This window comes from Streptomyces liliifuscus (assembly GCF_016598615.1).
Lineage (GTDB): Bacteria > Actinomycetota > Actinomycetes > Streptomycetales > Streptomycetaceae > Streptomyces > Streptomyces liliifuscus.
The window spans coordinates 1,474,114-1,496,087 of the sequence record NZ_CP066831.1 but is presented as its reverse complement, the minus strand read 5'-3'; the positions used below and the strand labels follow the sequence as shown (position 1 = coordinate 1,496,087).

13 protein-coding genes and 1 pseudogene are annotated in these 21,974 nt (G+C 71.8%); 4 read left to right on the top strand and 10 right to left on the bottom strand.

The window, feature by feature from the left end:
- Positions 1–59: 59 nt before the first annotated feature.
- The 5 genes from JEQ17_RS06460 to JEQ17_RS06440 all read right to left on the bottom strand — a co-directional run bounded on the left by JEQ17_RS06460 (position 60) and on the right by JEQ17_RS06440 (position 5,261).
- Entirely contained in the window at positions 60–2,177 is a 2,118-nt protein-coding gene (locus JEQ17_RS06460; RefSeq protein ID WP_234048690.1) for an NHLP family bacteriocin export ABC transporter peptidase/permease/ATPase subunit, read from the bottom strand.
- Positions 2,178–2,320: 143 nt separating this feature from the next.
- Complete coding sequence (locus tag JEQ17_RS06455; RefSeq protein WP_200394299.1) at positions 2,321–3,127, bottom strand: HlyD family efflux transporter periplasmic adaptor subunit; 807 nt, start codon at positions 3,125–3,127, stop codon at positions 2,321–2,323.
- Positions 3,128–3,234: 107 nt separating this feature from the next.
- Complete coding sequence (locus tag JEQ17_RS06450; RefSeq protein ID WP_055617627.1) at positions 3,235–3,450, bottom strand: hypothetical protein; 216 nt, start codon at positions 3,448–3,450, stop codon at positions 3,235–3,237.
- A 505-nt stretch (positions 3,451–3,955) separates the two neighbouring features.
- Entirely contained in the window at positions 3,956–4,651 is a 696-nt protein-coding gene (locus tag JEQ17_RS06445; RefSeq protein ID WP_200394298.1) for a type 1 glutamine amidotransferase domain-containing protein, read from the bottom strand.
- Between the two features lie 196 nt (positions 4,652–4,847).
- A complete protein-coding gene (locus JEQ17_RS06440; RefSeq protein ID WP_200394297.1) occupies positions 4,848–5,261 on the bottom strand; it encodes a PaaI family thioesterase in 414 nt (137 codons plus the stop codon).
- Between the two features lie 185 nt (positions 5,262–5,446).
- Here JEQ17_RS06440 and JEQ17_RS06435 point away from each other — a divergent pair, with 185 nt between their 5' ends.
- Positions 5,447–6,799, top strand: coding sequence for a S1 family peptidase (locus tag JEQ17_RS06435; protein ID WP_200394296.1), 1,353 nt, complete (start codon positions 5,447–5,449; stop codon positions 6,797–6,799).
- Between the two features lie 175 nt (positions 6,800–6,974).
- Here JEQ17_RS06435 and JEQ17_RS06430 read toward each other — a convergent pair whose 3' ends face one another.
- Entirely contained in the window at positions 6,975–9,104 is a 2,130-nt protein-coding gene (locus JEQ17_RS06430; RefSeq protein WP_200401340.1) for a SpoIIE family protein phosphatase, read from the bottom strand.
- Between the two features lie 186 nt (positions 9,105–9,290).
- Between JEQ17_RS06430 and JEQ17_RS06425 the strand changes: the two are divergent.
- Positions 9,291–9,917, top strand: a pseudogene (locus JEQ17_RS06425) (LuxR C-terminal-related transcriptional regulator); the annotation flags it as partial.
- On the opposite strand, the gene JEQ17_RS50845 reads toward JEQ17_RS06425, so the two are convergent.
- The 4 genes from JEQ17_RS50845 to lanKC form a co-directional block, all read right to left on the bottom strand.
- Positions 9,843–11,756 (bottom strand): ATP-binding cassette domain-containing protein, encoded by a 1,914-nt coding sequence (locus JEQ17_RS50845; protein WP_407700139.1) that lies wholly within the window; start codon positions 11,754–11,756, stop codon positions 9,843–9,845. The pseudogene JEQ17_RS06425 and the gene JEQ17_RS50845 overlap by 75 nt on opposite strands.
- Positions 11,757–11,890: 134 nt before the next feature.
- The gene (locus JEQ17_RS06420) at positions 11,891–13,741 is read right to left on the bottom strand and encodes an ABC transporter ATP-binding protein (RefSeq protein WP_200401339.1); all 1,851 of its coding nucleotides are present in this window, start codon (positions 13,739–13,741) and stop codon (positions 11,891–11,893) included.
- A complete protein-coding gene (locus tag JEQ17_RS06415) occupies positions 13,738–13,854 on the bottom strand; it encodes a SapB/AmfS family lanthipeptide (protein WP_055617622.1) in 117 nt (38 codons plus the stop codon). Before JEQ17_RS06415 ends, JEQ17_RS06420 begins: the two co-directional genes overlap by 4 nt.
- A gap of 81 nt (positions 13,855–13,935) precedes the next feature.
- Entirely contained in the window at positions 13,936–16,764 is a 2,829-nt protein-coding gene (gene lanKC / locus JEQ17_RS06410; RefSeq protein WP_200394294.1) for a class III lanthionine synthetase LanKC, read from the bottom strand.
- Positions 16,765–17,056: 292 nt separating this feature from the next.
- Between lanKC and JEQ17_RS06405 the strand changes: the two genes are divergently transcribed.
- Complete coding sequence (locus JEQ17_RS06405; protein WP_200394293.1) at positions 17,057–17,446, top strand: effector-associated constant component EACC1; 390 nt, start codon at positions 17,057–17,059, stop codon at positions 17,444–17,446.
- The gene (locus tag JEQ17_RS06400; protein WP_200394292.1) at positions 17,439–21,881 is read left to right on the top strand and encodes a WD40 repeat domain-containing protein; all 4,443 of its coding nucleotides are present in this window, start codon (positions 17,439–17,441) and stop codon (positions 21,879–21,881) included. Before JEQ17_RS06405 ends, JEQ17_RS06400 begins: the two co-directional genes overlap by 8 nt.
- Positions 21,882–21,974 lie beyond the last annotated feature (93 nt).

Sequence of the window (21,974 nt, the reverse complement as noted above, 5' to 3'; positions counted from 1 at the left end):
CGTCCGGTTGGTACTGCTGGTTCTGGTTCTGCTGGTTCTGCGGGTACGCGGACGTCATCTCATCGCTCCCTGACCAGCTCGGCGTACGCGCCGCCGGCCGCCACCAGGGCGTCGTGACGCCCGCGTTCCACGATCGTGCCGTGCTGGAGCACCACGATCTCGTCGCTGTCGCGCACGGTGCTGAGCCGGTGCGCGATCACCACACAGGCACAGCCGCGCTTGCGCAGGTTGTCCATGACGAGCTGCTCGGTCTCCGCGTCCAGGGCGCTCGTCACCTCGTCGAGCACGAGGATGCTGGGCCTGCGCACCAACGCCCGCGCGATCTCCAGGCGTTGACGCTGGCCGCCGGAGAAGTTCCGCCCGTCCTGCTCGACCCGGCTCTGGATACCGCCCGGGCGGCGCATCACCACGTCGTACAGGGCCGCGTCCTCCAGTGCGGCGACCACGGCCTCGTCCGGGACCGAGGGGTCCCACAGCGCGATGTTGTCGCGGACCGAGCCCTCGAAGAGGAACACGTCCTGGTCGACGAAGGAGACGGAGGCCGCGAGCGCGCCGCGCGGGATGTCCTCCAGGCGCTGGTCGTCGATACGGATCACGCCCTCCCAGGGCGCGTAGAGCCCCGAGATCAGCCTGGAGACCGTCGACTTGCCGCTGCCCGAGCCACCGACCAGGGCGACCTGCTGGCCCGGGCCGACAGTCAGCGAGAAGCCGGACAGCAGGGGCTTGTCGAGCGGGCTGTAGCCGAACGTGATGTTCTCCAGCTCCACATGGCCGTGCAGCCTGCGGGTGCTGTCGCCCCCGCCCCGGCGCGAGTAGAGCGGATCGGCCGCGAAGTTCTCCACGTCCTTCAGGCGGGCCACGTCGGCCGCGAAGTCCTGGATGCGGCCCGCGACACCGTTGAGCCGGGTGATCGGCGCGGTGAAGCGGGTCACCAGCGCCTGGAACGCGACCAGCAGACCGACGGATATGTGACCCTCCACGGCCCGCATACCGCCGATCCACAGGATCAGCGCGCTGTTGAGTGTCGCGAGCGTCGGCGCGACCACGCCCAGCCAGGCACTCGGCACACCGAGCCGCTGCTGTTCCTCAAGCGTGGTGGCGTGCTGCCCGGCCCACTTGCGGAAGTAGCCCTCCTCGCCGCCGGTCGCCTTCATCGTCTCGATCAACTGCAGGCCCGTGTACGCCGTGTTGGTCAGCCGCGCGCTGTCGGCGCGCAGCTTGGCCGTACGCGTCGCACGCAGCCGGATCACCACCCGCATCGCCACGATGTTCAACAGCGCGACCCCGATGCCCACGGCCGTGAGCTGCGGGTCGTAGGTGTAGAGCAGCACGGCGTAGAGGACGACGACCACCGCGTCCACGCCCGCCGCGGCCAGGTCCCGGGCCAGGGTCTCGGCCACCGCGTCGTTGGACTGCAGGCGCTGCACGAGGTCGGCCGGGCTGCGCTGGGAGAAGAAAGTGACCGGCAGGCGCATCAGATGCCGGAGGAACTTCGCGCTGCTGAGCGTGGACGAGATGATGCGGCCGCGCAGCAGGTTCGTCTGCTGCAGCCAGGTCAGCACGACCGTCAGCAGCACCGTCGCGCCCATCGACGAGAACAGCACCCCCAGCAGCGAGGTCTGCCCGCCGATGAGGAACATGTCGATGTACGTACGGCTGAGCGCGGGCACCGCCGCCCCGACCGCGACCAGCAGCAGACTCGCCAGGACGGCGGCGGGCATCGTGCCCGACGTGCCGCGCAGCCGGGCCGGCATGGCGCCCATGACGCCGGGCTTGCGGCCGCCCTTCCTGAAGTCCGGACCCGGCTCCAGGACCAGCACGACACCGGTGAAGCTGGTGTCGAAGTCCTCCATGGGCACGAAACGGCGGCCCTTGCCGGGGTCGTTGATGTGCACGCCACGCCGGCCGAAGCGGCGCCCCATGCCGTCGTAGACGACGTAGTGGTTGAACTCCCAGAACAGGATCGCCGGAGCGCGCACCTCGGCGAGCGCGACCGTGTCCATCTGCATGCCCTTGGCGGTGAGGCCGTAACTGCGCGCCGCCTTCAGCAGGTTGCTGGCCCGGGAGCCGTCGCGCGAGACACCGCACGCGATGCGCAGCTCCTCCAGCGGGATGTGCCGTCCGTAGTGCCCGAGCACCATCGCGAGCGAGGCGGCGCCGCACTCCACGGCCTCCATCTGGAGGACGGTGGGCGTACGCACGGTCTTGGCCCGGCCCTTGGGGACGGTGCGCCTGGGCGGGGTGGCCTTGCGGCGGCCCCGTACGGGCGGCGGCAGTTGTGACTCCCGGCCGGCCGCGGTGGTGGACTCGTCGGTCGCGCTCACGGCAGCAGCCAATCGATTGGGCGCTGGTCTTCCAGGCGGATGGAGCCGGAGGCCACGGTCATCGAGCTCAGCCGGAACGGCGGACCGTCCGCGGAGGACCACTTGTAGCCGGACTTCGTGCCCGACGAACGGTCGAGCCGGACGAGGACGGCCACCGGCCTGCCCTTCTTCGTGAACTGCTCACCCAGCTGGCTGTCACCGAGGAACGCGGCGATCTGCTGCTGCGACTGGGCGGCCCTGTCGACCGACTTCACATGGCCGCGCAGCACCCCGTACTGCTGGGTCGGCGCGGACTGGACGGTGAGGTCGACGGCCGCGTCCGAGGGAATCGTCGCGGCGTTCTCGGCGGGCACGTACACCGTCGCGTACAGCGGGTCGTCGGCGTCGGCGACCTTCTCCACGGCGGCCACGTTCGTGCCCGTGCTGATGATCGCGCCGATCGTGGCGGCGAGCCCGGTGACCCGGCCCGCGGCGACACTGCGTACGACCGTCTCGCCCTTCGCCGTACGGACCTTCAGTACGGGAGCGTTCGCGGCGATCCGCTGTCCCTGCTCGGCGACGACCGCGGTGACCTGGCCGGAGACGGGGCTCTGCAGGAGATAACTGCCCTGCCCGTGCGTGAGGATGGCGGGCGCGCTCACCGTGGACGCCACGGAGCCCGTCACGGCCCAGACCGACGCGGCCGCCATGACGATCACCGTCACGAACAGCACGAGCCAGCCCTGGGGGCGGGCGAAGCGCACCGGGAGGTCGAGCTCCTCCGGCGACTGCAGCTTGGCGAGGGCCTGTTGGCGGAACTGCACGGTCTTCCCTCACCTGCGAGAAATGAGATCCGAACTACGACATCCGTAAGTCCCGGAACCGGTAAGCGGTTCCGGGACTCACGGCACGCTATGCGATCACAGAGTGATCAGATGCCGGCGACCAGGCCGGTGACCGGGGCGGTGTTCAGGCCGGTCGCGCCCTCAACGGTGCCCACGACGGTGTCGACCAGGCCGGAAACCGGGGCGATGCCGTCGACGACGCCCGTGACGGTGCCGAGCGCGTTGACCGAGAGGCCACCGGAGACGTTGTCGAGCTCAGCGTCGGAGATCTCGACGGTGGCGACCTGGGGGGTGGAGTTCATGATGGAACTTCCCTTCCTATTGATATTCACAAGGGGGGAGCGGCCCCCTCTGGGGACAGATGGACGGCCGCGACCGCGGGCGTCCGGAACCCGGAACCGGGAACCGTCGAACGACCCCCGCGGTGCAATGGATCAAAGCACGGTGCTGCGCCACTCATCCAATCAACGACCCATGTGATCAGGGCATTTGAGTGCCGGATCGACTCAACGGTGCAGGTGTGCGCACGTCTCGGTGGCTACTTCTTCACATGCCCCCGGGGTGATTCACATTTCGGCAACAAGGGGTGTGGGTCGGAATCGGGCACACCTCGCCAAAGACACGGCACGCGACGATCCACTGTGTGGATTCGTCGCGTGCCGTGACCCGGGTGCGTATTCGATGTGCAGATTTGCTGAAGCCGGGATTCCGCTCCCTCGCCCGAACGGGCTGTTACCGCGTGGTGGCGGAGTGCAAGCCGATGGCCTGTGTTGCGGGAGTGGCGTCAGCCGAGTTGCCGGAGCGGCGTCAGCCGAGCTTCTTCAGGAGCTCGGCGGCGAGCGGCGCGGAGGAGGCGGGGTTCTGGCCCGTGACGAGGTTGCGGTCGACGACCACGTACGGCGCCCACGGCTCGCTCTCCTGGAAATCGGCGCCGATCTCCACCAGCCGGTCCTGGAGCAGCCACTTGGCCTTGTCGGCGAAACCGGCCTGGGTCTCCTCCGTGTTGGTGAAGCCGGTCAGCCGGTAGCCCGCGAAGGCGTTGCCGCCGTCCTCCTTGGTGGCGGCCAGCAGTGCGGCCGGGGCGTGGCAGACGACACCGAGCGGCTTGCCGGACTCCAGGGCGAGGGTGAGGAGCCGGCCCGAGTCGGCGTTGACGGCGAGGTCCTCCATGGGGCCGTGGCCGCCGGGGTAGAAGACGGCCGCGTACTCGTCCAGGTCCACGTCCTCCACACGGACGGGGTGCTGCAGCTCGGCGAACGAGCCGAGCGCGGCGGCGACCTTGTCGGCGCCCTCCTGGCCGCCGTTGAACTCGGGGGCCAGGCTGCCGCGGTCCACGGTCGGCACGACGCCGCCCGGGGTGGCCACGACTACCTCGTGCCCCGCCGCCTTGAACGCCTCGTACGGGGCGACGGCCTCCTCCGCCCAGAAGCCGGTCGGGTGCTTGGTGCCGTCGGCGAGAGTCCAGAAGTCGGCACCGGTCACTACGAAAAGAATCTTTGCCATGCCTCGAAGGTAGGCCGACGGGACACGGAGATCCAATAGGGGATCCATTGGAGGGCATCGGATTTCCAATGGCATCACGGGAATAGACCCGAATGGCCGTCGGTGCGCCCGAATGTCGGCCTTTCTCCTCCCGCAACTGAAATGGCCGGCGAATCCCGGTCAGGGAACGGATCCGGGCCCGGCAATGGACCGCGAATCAGCCGAGCAGCGCGTACACCGCGCTCGCGCGGGCCGCGATCTCCTCCGTGCCCTCTGCGGTCATCGTGATGTCGGCGAACGCCGTCCGGCGGCCCAGTTTCGTCACGACCGCCTCGATCAGGACGTCCGCGCCCATGACCGCGCGCTGGAACGTCGTGGACTGCTGGACCGTGGTCATCGGCCCGTACGCGCCGCGCGCCGCCGACACCGCGATCACCGTCGCCGTGTCCGCCGCGGCCATCAGGGCCTGGCCGGAGAGCGAACCGCCCTCCCGGGCGAGCCGATCGGACCAGGGCAGCCGCAGCACCGCCCGAGAGTCGCCCAACTCCTCGACCTTCAGACCGAGTTCGAGAACCCAGGGAGCGAAGTTCGCCGAGAGGATCTTGTCCGCATCACCGGTGGTCAGAGTCATGCGGGCATTGTTCCCCGGCATCGGCGACGGGTCACCCGGGACAACTGAATCGTGCTTTCGCAAAGGAAGTTGAGGAAAGACGTTGAACGCCACACGCACCGCTTGCGTACCTACAGCCATCCAGGCGCCCGCAGTCAGCTGCCAGACGGCGGCTCGGACCCCCCAGTCCCCAGGAGGTCAAGAAGTTGAGTCACAAGCGGATACCCAAGCGCAAGGCCGTCATAGCCGCAGGAAGCGTGGTGGCGCTCGGCGCGGCGGCACTCATCCTGCCCAACGCGATGGCGTCCCAGACCGATGCGACGGAAGGTGCCGCCCCCAGAACGGTGAAGGCCGCGGAGGCGTCCGACCTCGCCTCGCAGCTGGCCGAACTGCTCGGTGAAGCCTATGCCGGTGCGTACTACGACTCGGGCAAGCAGCAGCTCATCATCAACGTCGTGGGCGACGACAACAACATCATCGTCCAGGCCGAGGAGGCCGGTGCCGTCGTCCAGCAGGTCGACAACAGCACCAAGGAGCTCACGGCGGCCTCGCAGACGCTGAAGGCCGACGCGACCATCCCCGGAACCTCGTGGGCCGTCGACCCCCGGACGAACAAGATCCAGGTCACCGCCGACAGCACCGTCACGGGCGCAAAGTGGGACCAGCTCGAGTCGACCGTCAACACGCTCGGTTCGGGCATGGCGACCATCAAGAAGTCGGCCGGCACGTTCAAGACGTTCGTCGAGGGCGGCGACGCCATCTTCGGCGGCGGCGCACGCTGCTCGCTCGGTTTCAACGTCGTCGCCGACGACGGCGCCCCGGCCTTCCTGACGGCGGGTCACTGCGGTGTCGCCGCGGCCGAGTGGTCGGACTCCGAGGCCGGCGCGCCGATCGGCACGGTCGAGGCCGCCACGTTCCCCGGTGAGGGCGACTTCGCCCTGGTCAAGTACAACGACCCGGCGACCGAGGCACCCAGCACGGTGAACACCGGCCAGCAGTCGGTGGAGATCACCCAGGCCGCGGAGGCCGCGGTCGGCCAGGCCGTCATCCGGATGGGCAGCACCACCGGTCTGAACGACGGTGAGGTCACCGGTCTCAATGCCACCGTGAACTACCCGGAGGGCACGGTCACCGGTCTCATCCAGACCAACGTCTGCGCCGAGCCCGGCGACAGCGGCGGCTCCTTGTTCACCGCGGACGGCAGCGCGATCGGCCTGACCTCGGGCGGCAGCGGCGACTGCACCGTCGGCGGCGAGACCTTCTTCCAGCCGGTGACGACCGCGCTGGCCGCGGTCGGCGCGACGCTCGGTGCGGGCGACGCGGGTGCCGGTGCCAGCGAGGAGGCCGGCGCTGGTGAAGAGGCCGGTGCTGGTGAGGAAGCCGGTGCAGGTGAAGAGGCCGGCGCTGGTGAGGAAGCCGGTGCCGGTGGTGACGCGGTCGGCGGTGAAGAGGTCGGCGGCGAGGAGCAGGTCGGCGGCGTCGAGGACCAGAACGGGCAGGTCGAGGACCAGAACGGTAACGGCGTGGACGACGAGTCGGGTCTCACCAACCGCCAGTGACCTGAACGTACGTCGGTAACGCTTCCCAGTTCGTTTGGAGCGGCCCGGCTCTCCTGTTGGAGAGCCGGGCCGCTCTGTATGTATGGGGCCTTGGGGTGGTGCGTCGTCCGCGGGTCGGTGGGGGCTGGTCGCGCAGTTCCCCGCGCCCCTTCAGGGCGCCTCTGCCGGGCGCCTCTCAGGGGGTGGGGCGGGCTCGGAGCAGTAGTAGGGCCACGTCGTCCACGCGTTCTTCTGCCGTTCCGCTGTGTTCCACGAGGGCGTCGGCCACCTCGTCGAGGGGGCGGTCGCCCACCTCGGTGAGTCGTTGCGCGAGGCCGGCCAGGGCGTCCTCGATGTCGACGCCGGGGGACTCGATGAGCCCGTCGGTGTAGAGGGCGAGCAGTGACCCCGGTGGCAGAGCGACATCGGTGGTCGGATAGGTGGCGGCCGGGTCGATGCCGAGCAGCGGCCCACCGGCCAGGTCGAGGACCCGTACCTTGCCGTCCGGCTTTCTCAGCAGGGGCGGCGGATGCCCCGCCCGGGCCATCACGAGCTGCCCGTGCGCCGGGTCCAGACGCAGATAGACACAACTCGCGAAGAGTTCCGTACCCAGGTCGATCAGCAGCCGGTTGGTGCTGCTCATGACGTCCCCGGGCGACTGGCCGACGGTCGTGTACGCACGTACGGCCGTACGGATCTGTCCCATCAGGCCGGCCGCGGTGACGTTGTGGCCCTGCACGTCCCCGATCACCGCTGCCGCCTGGCCGCCCGTCGGCACCAGGTCGTAGAAGTCCCCGCCGATCTCCATGCCCTGCGTCGCGGGCAGATAGCGGGCGGCCGCCTCGATGCCGGGCAGGGAGGGCAGCGAGTGCGGCAGCAGCGCGGCCTGCAGACCGTGCGCCAGCTGGTGCTTGGCGTCGTAGAGGCGGGCCCGTTCCAGCGCCTGGGCGATCAGTCCGCTGAGGCTGGTCAGCACGGCACGCTCGTCTGCCGGGAAGGGATGCGGATCGGCGTACGCCAGGACACAGGTGCCCACCGGCCGTCCGGACGCGATCAGCGGCAGAAACGCCCAGGCCGCCATGCCGTCGGGCGTGGAGTTACGGGCCGGGTAGAGGCGCTCCAGCTGCTGACGGGAGTCGAAGAAGGCGGGCACACCGCTTCTCAGGGCGTGCGTCCCGGGAGTCTGCTGGGTCAGCGACATCCCGTCGAAGCGTTCCACGGCATGCGGATCCGGATAGCCGCGGTGCCCGAGGACGTGCAGTCGGCCGGCTTGGGAGCCGAGGAGCACCAGCGCCTGGCTGCCGACGGCGGGCGCGATCTCGTCCGCGACCAGTTGCACCACGTCCTGCACACCCACCGCCTCGGTGAGCGCCCCGGCCAGACTGAGCACCTGCGAGATGGTCACGAGGCGCGTGCCGGTGTCCGCGTGCCGGAACCCCGCAGGGCCCTCCCTCGCCACGGCCCGCGCCCGGGTGATGCGCAGGCTCAGCCCGTTCGTACTGGGATAGAGCCGGAACGACAGCCAGTCCGAGGGCGGCCGGAGCGCCACGAACGACGTCGCCTGCTGGCTGAGCAGCGCGGCCCGGTAGCGGTCCTCGTAGACCGGATCGTTGAGCCACGGCACGGTCGCCCACAGCTGGGTGCCCAGTAGCCCGCTGACCGGCAGGCCGAGCAGATCGGCCGCCGCCGCGTTGGCGAAGCTGATCCGGCCGTGCAGATCGAGCGCGCACAGCCCGTACGGCAGCCGCGCCACCATCCGCACCGCCTCCACCGCGCCGAGTGTTCCGGCCACCGTCGCCACCGGCGCCGGGGCGATCAGATCGGGCTCCGGATGGATCGGCCTGCCCTCCTCGACGGCCCGCTCCAGGCGCAGCGCGAGCCGGTCGCAGGCGGCGGTGAGATGGTCCCGCTCCCGTTCGGACAGCTCCGCGGGGTGCGAGCCCGGCCAGGTCACGAAGACCGCCCCGTAGGTGGCCCGGTCGGTCGCCACCGGCAGCGCGGCCAGCGCGAACGGGTACGGCAGGACGACGGCGATCCGCGGATAGTGGCGGGCCATGTCCTCCTCGCCGCCCACCCACACGAGCCGCCGGTCGCGCGCCGCCTCCGCCACCGGGATCGGCGCGCTCAGGCCCACCCGCTCCCAGGGCGCCGCGAAGGCCCTGGGCAGCCCGGCCATCACCGCCATCTCAAGGACCGGCTCGCCGGGGGTCAGCAGATACACCGCGCCCGAGTGCGCGTGCACGTCGTCCATGAGCGCGGCGAGCGTCAGCGACAGCAGGGGCCGGCCGACCGGCGGCGGAGCGGCGTCCCGTTCCTGCCCGGACATCTGCCAGTCGGACACGCCGACCACCTCCTCCCACGGACACGCGAAGGAGCCCAGGGCACAAGGCTCCCTCGGGAGGACGGTTCCCGCACGGCGAGGGGGCCCGGGGCACCAAGGCCGCCGTCCTCGACGTCACCGACACCGGCATGGGTGCCACCGTCACCGGCCTCGACGCCTCGGTCACCGACCATGGCCGGTTCTTCACGCCCGGGACAGGAGAGAAGTGGGACGCGCCTGTCATTGGGCACACGCGCAGAGCACGACGGAATCGGCAGGCGGAGGGCGGAAGGGACTGACGTGATCCGGGTGCTTCTGGTGCACGACGTGTGTCTGGTGCGGTCGGTCCTGGCGGAGTGGCTGCGCCATGTGTCCGACTTGACGGTGTTCGACGCCGAGTGGCGTGGTGCGTCCGGGAGCGCCCGATCGCTGCGGCCCGACGTCTGCGCGGCGGATCTCGATCGCGCGGACTCGTACGAGATGCCGCCGCTCGGCGACCTGCGGGGGCCGGGCACTGCGGAGCCCCGGCTGCTGGTGCTGGCCACGGCGCGAAGACCTGGTCTCCTGCGGCGCGCGTTCGACGCCGGGGCGCTCGGCTACGTGGACAAGGAGAGCTCGCCGGAGCGGCTGGTCTCCGCGATACGGCGGGTGGCCGTGGGCGAACGGTTCGTCGACGACTCGCTCGGCTTCGGCTTTCTGCGAGCCGCCCGGATGCCGCTGACCAGCCGGGAGCTGAGCGTGCTGTCACTGGCCGCCGAGGGCGCCTCCGTCGCGGAGATCGCCGGAAGCCTTCATCTGTCCAACGGGACCGTACGCAACTACATGGCGGCGATCACGCGGAAGACCGGTGCCCGCAACCGCGTCGACGCCATCCGGATCTCGCAGGGGGAGGGCTGGCTGTGACCCCTCCGGCCGGTGTACGGCCGGGACGGCCGGGATCGCAGGGACAGCCGTGGCTTCGCCTGTCGGCGACCAGGCACCGACCAGGTCCCGATAGAGCGGGGACCGCTCCATCAGCTCGTCGTGGCCGCCGTACTCGGTCCGCCGGCCGTCCATGACCAGCACCCGGTCTGCGCGGAGGGCGGAGCTGATGCGGTGCGCCACGACCACGAGCGTGCCGCCCCGCCGGACGAAGGCGCGCTCCACGCGCTCCTCGGCCGCCGGGTCCAGGTGACAGGTCGCTTCGTCCAGCAGGGCGAGGGGGGCGTGTGCGAGGTAGGCCCGGGTCAGCGCGATGAGCTGGCGCTCGCCCGAGGAAAGGGCCCCGGGGTCGACCTCGGCCGTCGGCCCGCCCAGCCTGTCGAGCAGTGCGCTCATCCCGAGGGCCTCGACCGCGGCCAGCAGCTCCCGCTCGGGCACGGGGGTCGGCCGCAGCTGGCCGAGGTTCTCGGCGAGCGTGCCGGTGAAGACGTACGCCTCCTGCGGGATCAGTACGCGGGCGGGGTGCCCGGGGTGCACGGGGTGCACGGGGTGTCTGGGGTGGCCGGAGACAGGGCTGTCGGGCGCCGGGCGTACGTCGACAGAGCCCCCGGTCGGTGCGAGGAGCCCCGCCATGAGGGCGGTGAGCGTGGACTTGCCGATGCCGCTGGGGCCCACGATCGCCAGATGGGTGCCGTGGGGGACGGACAGGTCGAGGTCGTCGATCACCGGCTCGCTGGCGGGGCCGTAGGCGAAGGTGAGAGAGGAGAGGGTGATGGCAGCGGGCGGGCCGGGAGGCGCGAAGCCCGTTGCGGGTGCCGTGTCCGGAGCGGCGGCGGGCACGGAGGCGGGGGCGTTCGGGGGTGCCGGAGTGTCCGGTGCGAGGCGGCGGAGGACGACCGCCAGCCGGGAGCCGCTCGTGCCCAGGCCGTGGATCAGGTTCTGGAGGGCCGGGAGCAGGGACTGAGTGACATAGGCGAGAGCACCCACCAGCGCGCCGGGTGTGACCCCGTGGGTGAGGAGCCAGGGTGCGGTCGCGAGCAGGAGGACGATCGGGAGCTGTCCGCCGATCGCCAGGGCCACCACCCGCAGGACACCCCAGCGGGCCAGGGACCGCGCGGCGCGCTCCTCGGCCGCGATACGTATCCCCGTGTCGGCGGCGACCTGGTCCTCGGCACCGGCGGCCGTGATGTCCCGCAACCCCGGGCAGACTGCGCCGAGTTGGGAAGCGAGTTCCTCGTCGGCGACGAGGAACGCCTCCTGGCGGCGGGTCAGCGGCCGCAGTGTCAGGGCGAACAGGCCCACGCCGGCGGCGAGCGGCGGCGCCACCACCAGCAGCAGCGGCGGTGCGAGCGAGAACAGGCCGATCAGGGCACCGGCGGCGGTGAACACGAACGAGCGCGACACCATCACGAGTCCGGCGAAGGTGTCCCGGGCGATCTCCACCTGCTGGGTGAGCCGGGACAGCGCGCCCCGGTCCGCGTCCCGCACGCCCCGCTCGACCACGTGCCGCACGAGCCGGTCCCGCAACGGCTCGACCAGCGCGGCCACGGCCCCGTAGACCCGTCCGGTCCCGTACGCCCCGACGACCACGGCGACGGCGGCCGCCGCGAGCCAGCCGAGCCCGACGTCCACCCGACCGGCCAGGAACCCGGCGTCGAGGGCCCGCGCCAGCGCGTACCCGGTGAGGAAGGTCTGCGCCGTCTCCAGCACCGACCACGCGGCGAGCCGCCCGACCACGCGCCGCCTGGCCCGTAGGAAGCGGAGCCCGCGCCGGTGGACGCTGTTGTGCCTGTCCGGGGCCGTGGCGTCGGAATGCCGGGCGCCACGAGGCGGCTCGCTTCCGGGCTGCGGGCCGACCGGTGGGTCCCCGCTCACCGACTCCCTCCGTTCCGCTCGCCGCTCGGAGGCGCGTCGCCCGCGTACACGCCCTTGCCACTCGTGTGCACGGCCTTGTCAGCCGTGTGCACGGCCGCCTCGCTCCCGAACACGGCCCGGTACTCGGGCCGCGCCCACAACTCCGCGTGTCGGCCGACGGCCCGCACCCGGCCTCCCTCCAGCCACGCCACCGAGTCCGCCCGGGCAGCCGTCGACGCCCGGTGGGCGACGACCAGGCGGCCGCATCCCGGGGTGCGCCGGAAGAGCGCCTCCGTGACGTGGTGTTCCGCCACCGTGTCGAGGCTCGACAGCGCGTCGTCCAGGATCAGCAGCCGTCCGCCGCGGGCGAACGCCCTTGCCAGACCGAGGCGTTGGGCCTCACCGCCGGAGAGCGGGGCGGCGTCGCAGGGTGTCGCGTAACCATGGGGAAGACGGCGTACGAAGTCGTCGGCGCGGGCGGTACGTGCGGCCTCCCGTACCCGGTCCGGGGGCGGTTGCGGATGGCCGAAGCCGATCGTGCCCTCGACGGTCCCGCCGAGCAGGGCGGGGCGTTCGAAGGCGTAGCCGATCGCGCGCCGCAGTGTGTGTCGGTCCAGTTCGCGCAGCGGCACCCCGTCGAGGAGCACTTCGCCGGAGTCCGGGTCGGCCAGCCGCCCGGCGAGCGCGGCCAGCAGGGACTTGCCCGCACCAGAGCGTCCGACGACGGCCAGTGTGGTTCCGCCGGGCACGACAAGGTCGACCCCGTCCAGCACGGTTCGGCCGCCGCGGTTCCGGGCGGTCACCGCGCGCAGCTCCAACTGGCCCTGCCCTGACGGGAGATGACGAGTCCCGTACGCGATCTCTTGCTCGTCCAGGACCTCACCGAGTCGGCGTGCCGAAGCCCGGGCCTCGACCAGCCCGCCGAGCCGGCCGACGAGTACGCCGACGCCGGTCGCCAGTACGGCGTACCGGGAAGCTGCCAGCAACTCGCCGACGGAGAGCCGGTGTTGGGTGAGCAGCAGGCCCGCCGTGGCCAGTACCGCGATCTGCAGCAGCGGTGCCACCCCGACGGCCTGTGCGGCCGCGCGCCCCTGGACACGCCACATCCGGTGGCCCTCACGGGACAGTTCGGGCAACGGCCGCAGGATCCGTGCCACCTCCTTGTCGGCGGTCCCGCCCGCCGCGATGGTGCGCGCGCCGCCGATCGCCTCCGCCAGCGCGCCCGCGATCCGCCCCTGCGCGTCCTGGTAACGCGCCACGCATCGCGAGGAGTTGCGCGCGAAGGCCCGGAGCAGCGCCACGACGACGGGCACGCCGCCCAGAAACACGAGGGCCAGCCGGGGATCGATCAGCCATAGCGCCACGACCGCCCCGAGCGGAGCGGCCAGCGCGGCGAAGAGGCCGGCCAGCGTCGCGGGGGCCGTTCCGGCCTGCGCGGCGTTGCCGACGAGACGCGCGACGAGTTCACCCGGCCCGAACCGGTGCCCGGCCCGTGGTCCCACGCCCAGAACATGTCCCGTGAGCCGCTCGCGCAGCCACGCGGTGGCCCGGGCGTTCGTGGTCGCGCCCAGCACCGTCTCGCACGCGTCGAGCACGGCGAGTACCAGTACCAGAACGGTGCAGCAGAGCACCCAGTTCGTGGCCCGGGAGGGATCCGCCAGCAGGGCGTCGAGCGCCCGGCCCAGCGCGGCCGGCAGCAGCAGGCCCGCCGCCGTCCCGGCCAGGGACAGGAAGGCGAGGGCCGCGCAGCGGACGCCACTGTGCCGGGTCGCCGCACGCAACAGCGCACCGCCGTGCGAGGCCCCGGGCGGCCCCTCCCCACTGGGGGTCGGGAACCGCCCGGAGCCGTGTGAACGCGGTGATGTCAGAGACACAGGGTGACGCTGGCCGCGCTGATGCACGAGAGCAGGCTGAGGGTGCTGTTCGCGCCGCCGTCCGTCTGCTCGTCGGATTCCATCGTCTGCAGGTCGAGAAGTGCCATGGTGATGTCCTTTTCTCTGTGAAGTCGCCCTGTGGGGACGGGGTTTGGTGTCACGACTCCGCCGGACGGCGGAACCGCGTATCAGGGCCGCCGTGGAGGCGGCGGGAGGAACGGCAGACGGGCGAGGGCCTCTCCGTCGAGGGCGGCGCCGAGCGCGAGCAGACACCCTGCCGTTCCGGTGCCCAGGTCCATGGAGAGGCGCATCATCTGGTGCCCGGGGAAAGCGAGTTGGCCCTGGTAGGGCATCGCGAACCAGCCGAGCCCGGCGATCTGCGCGGCGAGCTGCCCGGGGTCCGCGCCGGTGCGGCTCAGGTGCAGGATCATGCCCGCCCGGCCCTGGAACAGCCCGGGCTGCGCGTAGAAGCGTGAGGTGGCGGCGGTCAGGATCTGCGACCGGACTCGCTCGAACTCGGCCCGGACGTCGGGGTCGTGGCCATACGAGTCGTGGCCATACGAGTCTTGGCCGTTCGCGTGTCGGCCGTTCGCCCGCTGGCCGTGCTCGCGCCGGCCGGGCTCGCTCCGGCGGCGCTCGTCCCCGCTGTCCTCGCTCCGGCCGCCGTCGGCGTGCGCGAGGGCGAGGTAGTCGTCGACGACCAGGCCGATTCCGGCGCTGCCGTCACCGACGTAGGGGAGGGTGCGTCGGCCCTCGTCGACCTCCAGGCCGCCGCCGCGCTGGACGACGCAGCACTCCAGGTCCCGCCGGAGCGCCTCGGCGGCCGACGTCAGCAATTCGGGGTCACCCGTCGACTCGTACCGGCGCAGCAGGAACAGCGCGGGGCCGCTCGCGCCACGGAGTAGTCCGGCGCGGCGCTTCTTCGGCTCGGGCCTCGGCTCGGCCGCCCGCTCCCGGAGGATCCGTGCCACCTCCGCCGCCCGGAGGTCCAGTTCCGGTTCCCCGGTCGTACGGGCCAGCCGGTCGAGCACCAGGCCGAGCCCGGCGAGCCCGCCCTTCAGGTCGGAGGACAGCTTCCGCCACTTCTCCTTGAGCACGGTGTCGACGAGGTCCAGCGCCCGCTGCCGGTGCCCGAGCAGGTCGAGGACGTACGCGACGCCCGCGAGACCGTCGTACAGGCCGAGCGGTGTTCCCGTCGGCACCGGGTCGGTGTGGTCGAGCAGCCAGCGCTCGCCCTCCTCGTACCGGTCCGCGCCGGTCTCCGCCAGGGCGTACAGCACGCCCGCGGCCCCGTACGCGAGCCCGAGTCCGCCGCCGTCGGAGAACTGGGCGATGTCGCCGGGGAACAGCCGGTCGTCGCGCTCCGGGGTGGCCGAGGCGAGGATCGCCTTGACCATCGAGTCGCGGCTGTACGGCCAGTCACCGGGCTCGGCGAGCGCGGCGTACGGCGAGGCGTTCGCAGAGGGCGGCAGGACAGCCGCGGTCGACGGCGGGACGACTGCGGTGGACGGCAGGACGGCCGCGGTGGACGATGCGGCGGCGGCAGGTGACGGCGGGGCACTCGTGCCGGACGCCGGGTCCCGGGTGATCTCGGCGACCGCCTCGGCAAGGAACTCCCTTGGTACGTCCGGGAATTGGTTCGTGATGACCTCGGCGAGGTGTGCCGACTTCGCGCGGTCCACCACGAACAGCGTGGTGACCGGCATGAACATCGCGAGCCGCAGACACGCCAGCGCGTACCGGTCCACGTCCGCGCCCGTCCGGTCCGGCGGCGCGAAGAACCCCGGATGGGCGACGACCTGGCGACCGCCCTCCTCGATCGGCGCCGCCGCCTCGAAGTCGAGGAGCGCGACCGACCGTTCGTCGGGGGCGACCATGATGTTGAACATGTGCAGGTCGTTGAAGGCGATGCCACGCGTGTGCACTGCTTCGACCGCCTCCTCGACCAGCCCGTGAATCCGCAGCGCCCAGGCCGTGTAGTCGGCGACGGCGGCGGGATCCGGGTCGGCGGTGAGCAGCGGATGGCGTTCGGCGAAGAAGGAGTTGAGCGGCCGGCCCTCCAGGAAGTCCATGGCGAGGAAGCGGTGCTCGCCGAGCATGAACCAGTCGCGCACCCCGGGCACCACACCGAGCCCGGACAACCGCTCCAGGGCGTACTTCTCCCGGGCGAGCCGGGCGACGGCGTCCGCCCCGTCGGCGGCGAGCCCCGCGTGCGGACGGCCCTCCTTGAGGACGACCCTGCTTCCGTCGCGGGTGTCGACGCCCGCGTACACGCCACCGCCGTTGGAGAAGTGCAGTGCCTTCTCGATGCGGTACGGCAGTTCGCCGACCGTCGTCGTGTTGCGCGCGGAGAGCTGCGGTTCCAGGAACGAGGGCAGGGTCACCCAATCCGGCACCTGGAAGGAGGGCGCACGCCGGTCCGGTACGACCCGGCCCTCGCTGTCCGTCACCGCGGGCACCAGCGTGCCGCGCTCGTCGACGACGAAGGACCGCGCGAACGCCCCGTAGCGCACGTAGAGCGGACCGTCGTTCCAGCGCAGGTCGGTGAGGATGTACGGCCCTTCGAGACCCTCAAGCAGCGCACCCAACTCCTCCAATATGACCTGGAGTTGGGCCTCGTCCGCCGGATAGACGGTGACGAACTTCCCGCTTGCGTCGCGGGCGGCGTACTTGACGTTCCGCAGATGCAGCAGCTGCGGACCAGGCACGAACTTGAAGGGGATCAGCCGGGGCACGCAGTAGTCCCACACGACCGCCGCGATCCGCTCCGCGTTCTCCCGCGTGGCCGAGGCGTGGATCTTCCACCCCTGGACCGGTCCGGACCGTGGCCTGCCCTCCCCGTCGACGGGGGTCATCGTCAGCCAGTCCCCGATCCGGGACGCCCGCCACCCGTCGGGCACCGCGCGCCGGGCCGTCTCGTAGTTGGACGCTTCGCCGCGCCCCTCCCCGGTCAGCCGGTCCGGCGTCTCGTAGAAGAACCTGTCGGCCAGCGCGTAGACCTCATACCGCTCGTCCATCGCATTCCCCTCGACGGCTGCCGAGCCTTCCACCCCACGAAGGGCCCGCACAGTCACGGCTGTCACGAGGTGACCGTGAGGAATGCACGGGTCGGGTCCCGTGAGGAATGCACGGGTCGAGTCGCGTTCGGTCTCTTTCGGGCGGTCGCGGTCGGAGCGGTGCCACAGACCGCCGCATTTGCCTCACGGATAGTCAATTGGAGCTTGACCGGTGCTTATGGCGCGGGCCGCTGGCACCATCACAGGTCTCTGCCAATGGCGGTGCGCCGATCACGGTGCGAAGGGGGACCCCATGGATGTGAGCGTGCGTCTCGACGGCGCCGGCAAGTCCGGCCACCTGCGTTCGCTGGCCCTGTGGCTCACCGCGGAACGGGAGCTGCGCGGCAGGGTGCGAACGGTCGAACCGCCGCCGGAGGAAGGGACGTTGGGCCCGGTGGTCCAGGAGGTCCTGATAGCCGTCGCCCAAGGAGGCATCGGCGCCCTCGTCGCCGCTCTCGTCGGATGGATACGCCAGCGCGGTGTCGACATCACATGCTCGGTCACCACGACGACCGGCATCACCGTAGAGGTGTCCACCAGCCGGGTCCGGGCGGCGGATCCGGAGGAACTGCGGGCCCTGGTCGCCGACTTGGCGGAGAGCCTCGGCCGCACGCACGAACTGCGGGGCCAGCCGGATGAGTGATCTCTCCGAGCGCCCCGGACGGCTGCTTCTGCCCGCGCTGGCCTCCCCCGGGAGCCGCGCCCTGCTCATCGGCACGGGATCCCATCCCGACGGCTCCGGGCTGCCCTCGGTGCCGGCCGTCGCCGGCACGCTCACGGATCTGGGACAACTCCTCGTGGAGCGGTGCGCCCTGGACGAGGAGAACCTCGTCGTCGTCCGCGACCCGGCCGACTCCATGGAACTGGGACTCACCCTCGCGGACCAGGCCGAACAGGCCGAGGACGTCCTCTTCGTCTACTACGTGGGCCATGGACTCGTCAGCCCCGGCGGAGACCTCCATCTGGCCACGCGGTACACCGACCGGCGCGCCAACCGCCTGTCCCACACGGCCCTGGCCTACGCCGGTGTGCGGGACTGCCTGCTCTCCAGCCCCGCCAGGTCGATCGTGGTGGTGCTCGACTGCTGCTACTCGGGCCGGGCGATCGGCACACTGGGTTCCGCGGCCGGCCAGGGCACGGAAGGCGAGGGTGCCGACGGCGAGGCCGCCCAGCTGGCGAGGGTGCACGGCGCCTACGTACTGACATCGACGGGCGGGGAGGAGCGCGCGCTCGCGCCGCCCGGACAGCCCCACACGGCCTTCAGCGGCGAACTCATCGCCCTGCTCCGCGAAGGCGAGCCGGACGCACCCGCCTACCTGACCCTGCGCGACCTCTACCGGGGACTGGACCGCCGGCTGCGCGCCCGGGGATTCCCGCGCCCCAGCCAACAGGTGAGCGACTGGGCCGAAGACCTCGTTCTCGCGCCCAACCCCGCCTACGTTCCCCCGCAGCGGCGCAACGGCCGCGGGCCCGCGGACGACGACTCGCGGCAGCCGCCCGCGCTGTCCGGTGTCTGCCCCTACCCGGGACTGGCCTCCTTCGGCGCGGGAAACAGCCAGTGGTACCGCGGCCGCGAGGCGCTGACCTCGGCACTGGCCGAGCGCCTGGGCGAACAGCTGGCGAAGAGCGGGCCGTTGTTCGTGCTCGGCCCCTCCGGGTCGGGCAAGTCGTCGCTGTTGCGCGCCGGTCTGCTGCCGGCCCTGGCGTCGGGCGCGGTGCCCGTTCCGGGCTCCCGCACCTGGCCGCACATACTGCTGACCCCCTCCGCCACCCCCATGCGGTCCCTCGCCACGGCTCTGTCCGCGGTGACCGGAAGCACTCCCGAGGAACTGACCGACCGGCTGACGGCGGATCCGTCGGCCCTCGCGACCGTCGTGCACGACACCATGGAGGCCAGGGGCGGCGGAGCCGTCACCGGAGCCCGGATGCTGCTCCTCGTGGACCAGTTCGAGGAGCTGTTCACGCAGTGCGAGTCGGAGAGCGAACGCGAGGTCTTCGTCCGGGCGCTGTGCACCGCCGCGGCCTCCCCAGCGCCCGGACAGGAGCCCTCGGCCCTGGTGGTCCTGTCCGTACGGTCCGACTTCTACGACCGGTGCGCCCGCGTCGCGGAGCTGCGCGAGGCACTGGAGGGAGGGCAGGTCGTCGTCGGGCCGATGAGCGTGCCCGAGCTGCGGGCGGCGATCCAGCAGCCCGCCGACGCGGTCGGCCTGTCGCTGGAACCCGGTCTGGTGGAACTCCTGCTCACCGACTTCGGCGCCATCGAGTCGACCGGAGCGGACGGGACACCGGCGGACACCGCCGACGAGCAGGACACCGGTTCCACCGCCCTGCCCCTGCTGGCCCACGCCCTGCTGACCACATGGGAACGGCGTGACGCCGACGGGATGACCGTCGACGGCTACCGCTCCACCGGAGGCATTCAGGGAGCCGTCGCCGCCACCGCGGAGCGGACCTTCGACCGACTGGACGCCGAGGAGCAGGCCTGCGTCCGCGACCTCATGCTGCGCATGGTGCGCGTCGGCACCGGCACCGCGGCGGACACCGGGCAACGCGTCCCGGTCGAGCGGCTGATCGCGGAGCATCCCGAACCCGCCACGGCCAGGGCGGTACTTGAGGCCCTCACCAGCTCCCGGCTGGTCGTGGTCGCCGAGACGGGCGCGCGGATCATCCACGAGGCGCTGCTGCGGGCCTGGCCGCGCCTGCGGCAGTGGGTCAACGCGAACCGTGCCGGGCTGCTGACCCGGCAGCACCTGCTGGAGGACGCGGAGGAATGGGACCGGCAGGGGCGGGACACCTCCCTGCTGTATCGCGGCACCCGCCTGGCCGTCGCCCGCGACTGGGCCGTCACCGAGGGCCGGGACCTGCTCAGCGGGCCGCTGGCGTCGGCCTTCCTCGCGGCGGGCGACGAACTCGAGGAGCGGGAGCGGCAGGCGGCCAGGAAGCGCGCCAACCGGCTGCGCAGGCTCGCCGTGACGCTGGCCCTGCTGCTCGTCGCCTCGGTGACGTCCGGAGCCATCGCCGTACAGCAGCGGCAGGCCGCCGAACACGGCAGGCACACCGCCACCTCGCGCGAACTGGCCACGAAGTCGACCCTGCTGGCCACCGCGGAACCCGACGCCTCCATGCTGCTGGCCGCCGAGGCGTTCCGTCAGGGGCGTACGACCGAGGCACGCGGCGCACTGCTCAGCGCCCAGAGCCAACGACTGGCCGGGGTGCTTCCAGGACACCGGGGAAGCGTGAGGTCCCTGGCGTTCTCGCCGGACGGCACGCTCCTCGCGACGGCCGCCGCGGACCGGACCGTACGGCTGTGGGACGTCTCCACACGTCGCCGGGTCGCCGTCCTGACGGGGCACCGCAAGTCCGTCGCGTCCGTGGCCTTCTCGCCGGACGGGCAGTACGTGGCGGCGGGCGGCGCGGACGGGACGGTGCGCCTGTGGAACACCTCCACACATCGTGGTGGTGCCGTCCTGAGCGGGGATCAGGGAGCGGTCACGGCGGTGGCGTTCTCTCCGGACGGCAAGCTGCTGGCCGTCGGGGGCAAGGACGCCACGATCGCCCTCTGGGCGCCGGACACGAACAAACGGCTCGCACGGCTGACGGGCCACGAAAAGGGCGTGGAGAACGGCGGTGTCCTGGCCCTCGCCTTCGGCCCGGACGGCCGGACCCTGGCCAGCGGCGGCGACGACAAAACCGTACGCCTGTGGGACACGCGGGAGCGGGAGGCCGTCGCGGTGCTCGAAGGACACAACAACAGCGTGACCACCGTGGCCTTCGCCCCCTCCGGAGCGTCGGTCGCCTCCGGAGGGACGGACGGTGGGGTGAAACTCTGGGACGTCGCCCGGCGGCGGCTGCGCAGCGACGTGGACTCCAACCCCGCCCAGGTGCGCTCGGTCGTCTTCAGCCCCGACAGCCGGCTCATCGCCGTGGGGAACGACACCGGGGACACCGAGATCTGGACCGTCGAGGACGGGCAGTACGTCACCGAGTTCACCGGCCACGCCGACGCCGTGCTCACCGTCGCGTTCAGCAAGGACGGCAAGCGGATCGCCACCGGTGGCGTGGACCGCACGGTACGCCTCTGGGCCACCGACACCTCCGTCCTGACGCTCCGCCCCGATGTGGCGCAGTACCGCGTCGCGGTCAGCCACGACGGCCGGTGGATCGCCGCCTACAACGGCCACGACGACTCCGTCGACCTCTGGGACCTGAAGACCCAACGGCACATCGCCGAGCTGCCCGACGCCGGGGAACTGACCTGGGGCCTCGCCTTCAGCCCCGACGACGGACTGCTGGCCGCCGCCGGACCCGCCGGGAAGGTGCGGGTGTGGGACACCGGATCACGTCGTTCCGTCGCGGTTCTCGACACGAGCAGCCCGAAACGCAAGGCGCAGGCCGTCCACTTCAGCCCCGACGGACGCAGCCTGGCCGCCGCCGACGGCATGGGCAACGTGACGGTGTGGGACATCGACAGGTTCCGCACCCGGATGAAACTGAAGGGCCACGAGGGCGCGGCGTTCGGTGTGGAGTTCAGCCCCGACGGGAGGACGATCGCCTCCGTGGGCGAGGACAGCGCCCTGCGCCTCTGGGACGCACGGTCCGGACGCTCCCTGGCGGTCCTCGACAACCACGCCGGCATGACGTTCGACCTCGCGTATGCCCCGGACGGCCGCACCCTGATCACGGGCAACAACGACGGGACGGTCCACCTGTGGGACGTCCGTACGCGCACCAGGCGCGCGACGCTCGACATCTCGGCCGGAACGGTCTACGGGATCGCCGTGGACGCCAAGGGCACCTCCCTGGCCGTCGCGAACTCCGACGGGACGGTCCAGCTCTGGGACCTCCCCTCCGAACGGCGCACCGCCACACTCACCGGCCACACACTGGGCGCGATCACGGCCGCCTTCTCCCCGAGCGGAAGCACCCTCGTGTCGAGCGGCAACGACACGATCCGCCTCTGGGACCTGGACGCCGGCCGGGCGACACGCCACATCTGCGACGTGGTGGGGCCCTCCGTCGACCGGGACCGCTGGCAGAAGCTGATGCCGGACGTGCCCTTCCACACGCCGTGCTCCTGAGACATGGCGAGTCCTGCCGTAGACAAGGCCGGACCTGCCGTGCTCCCGGACATACGGAGACATACGGACCGACGGGTCGCCCGGAAGCCCCCC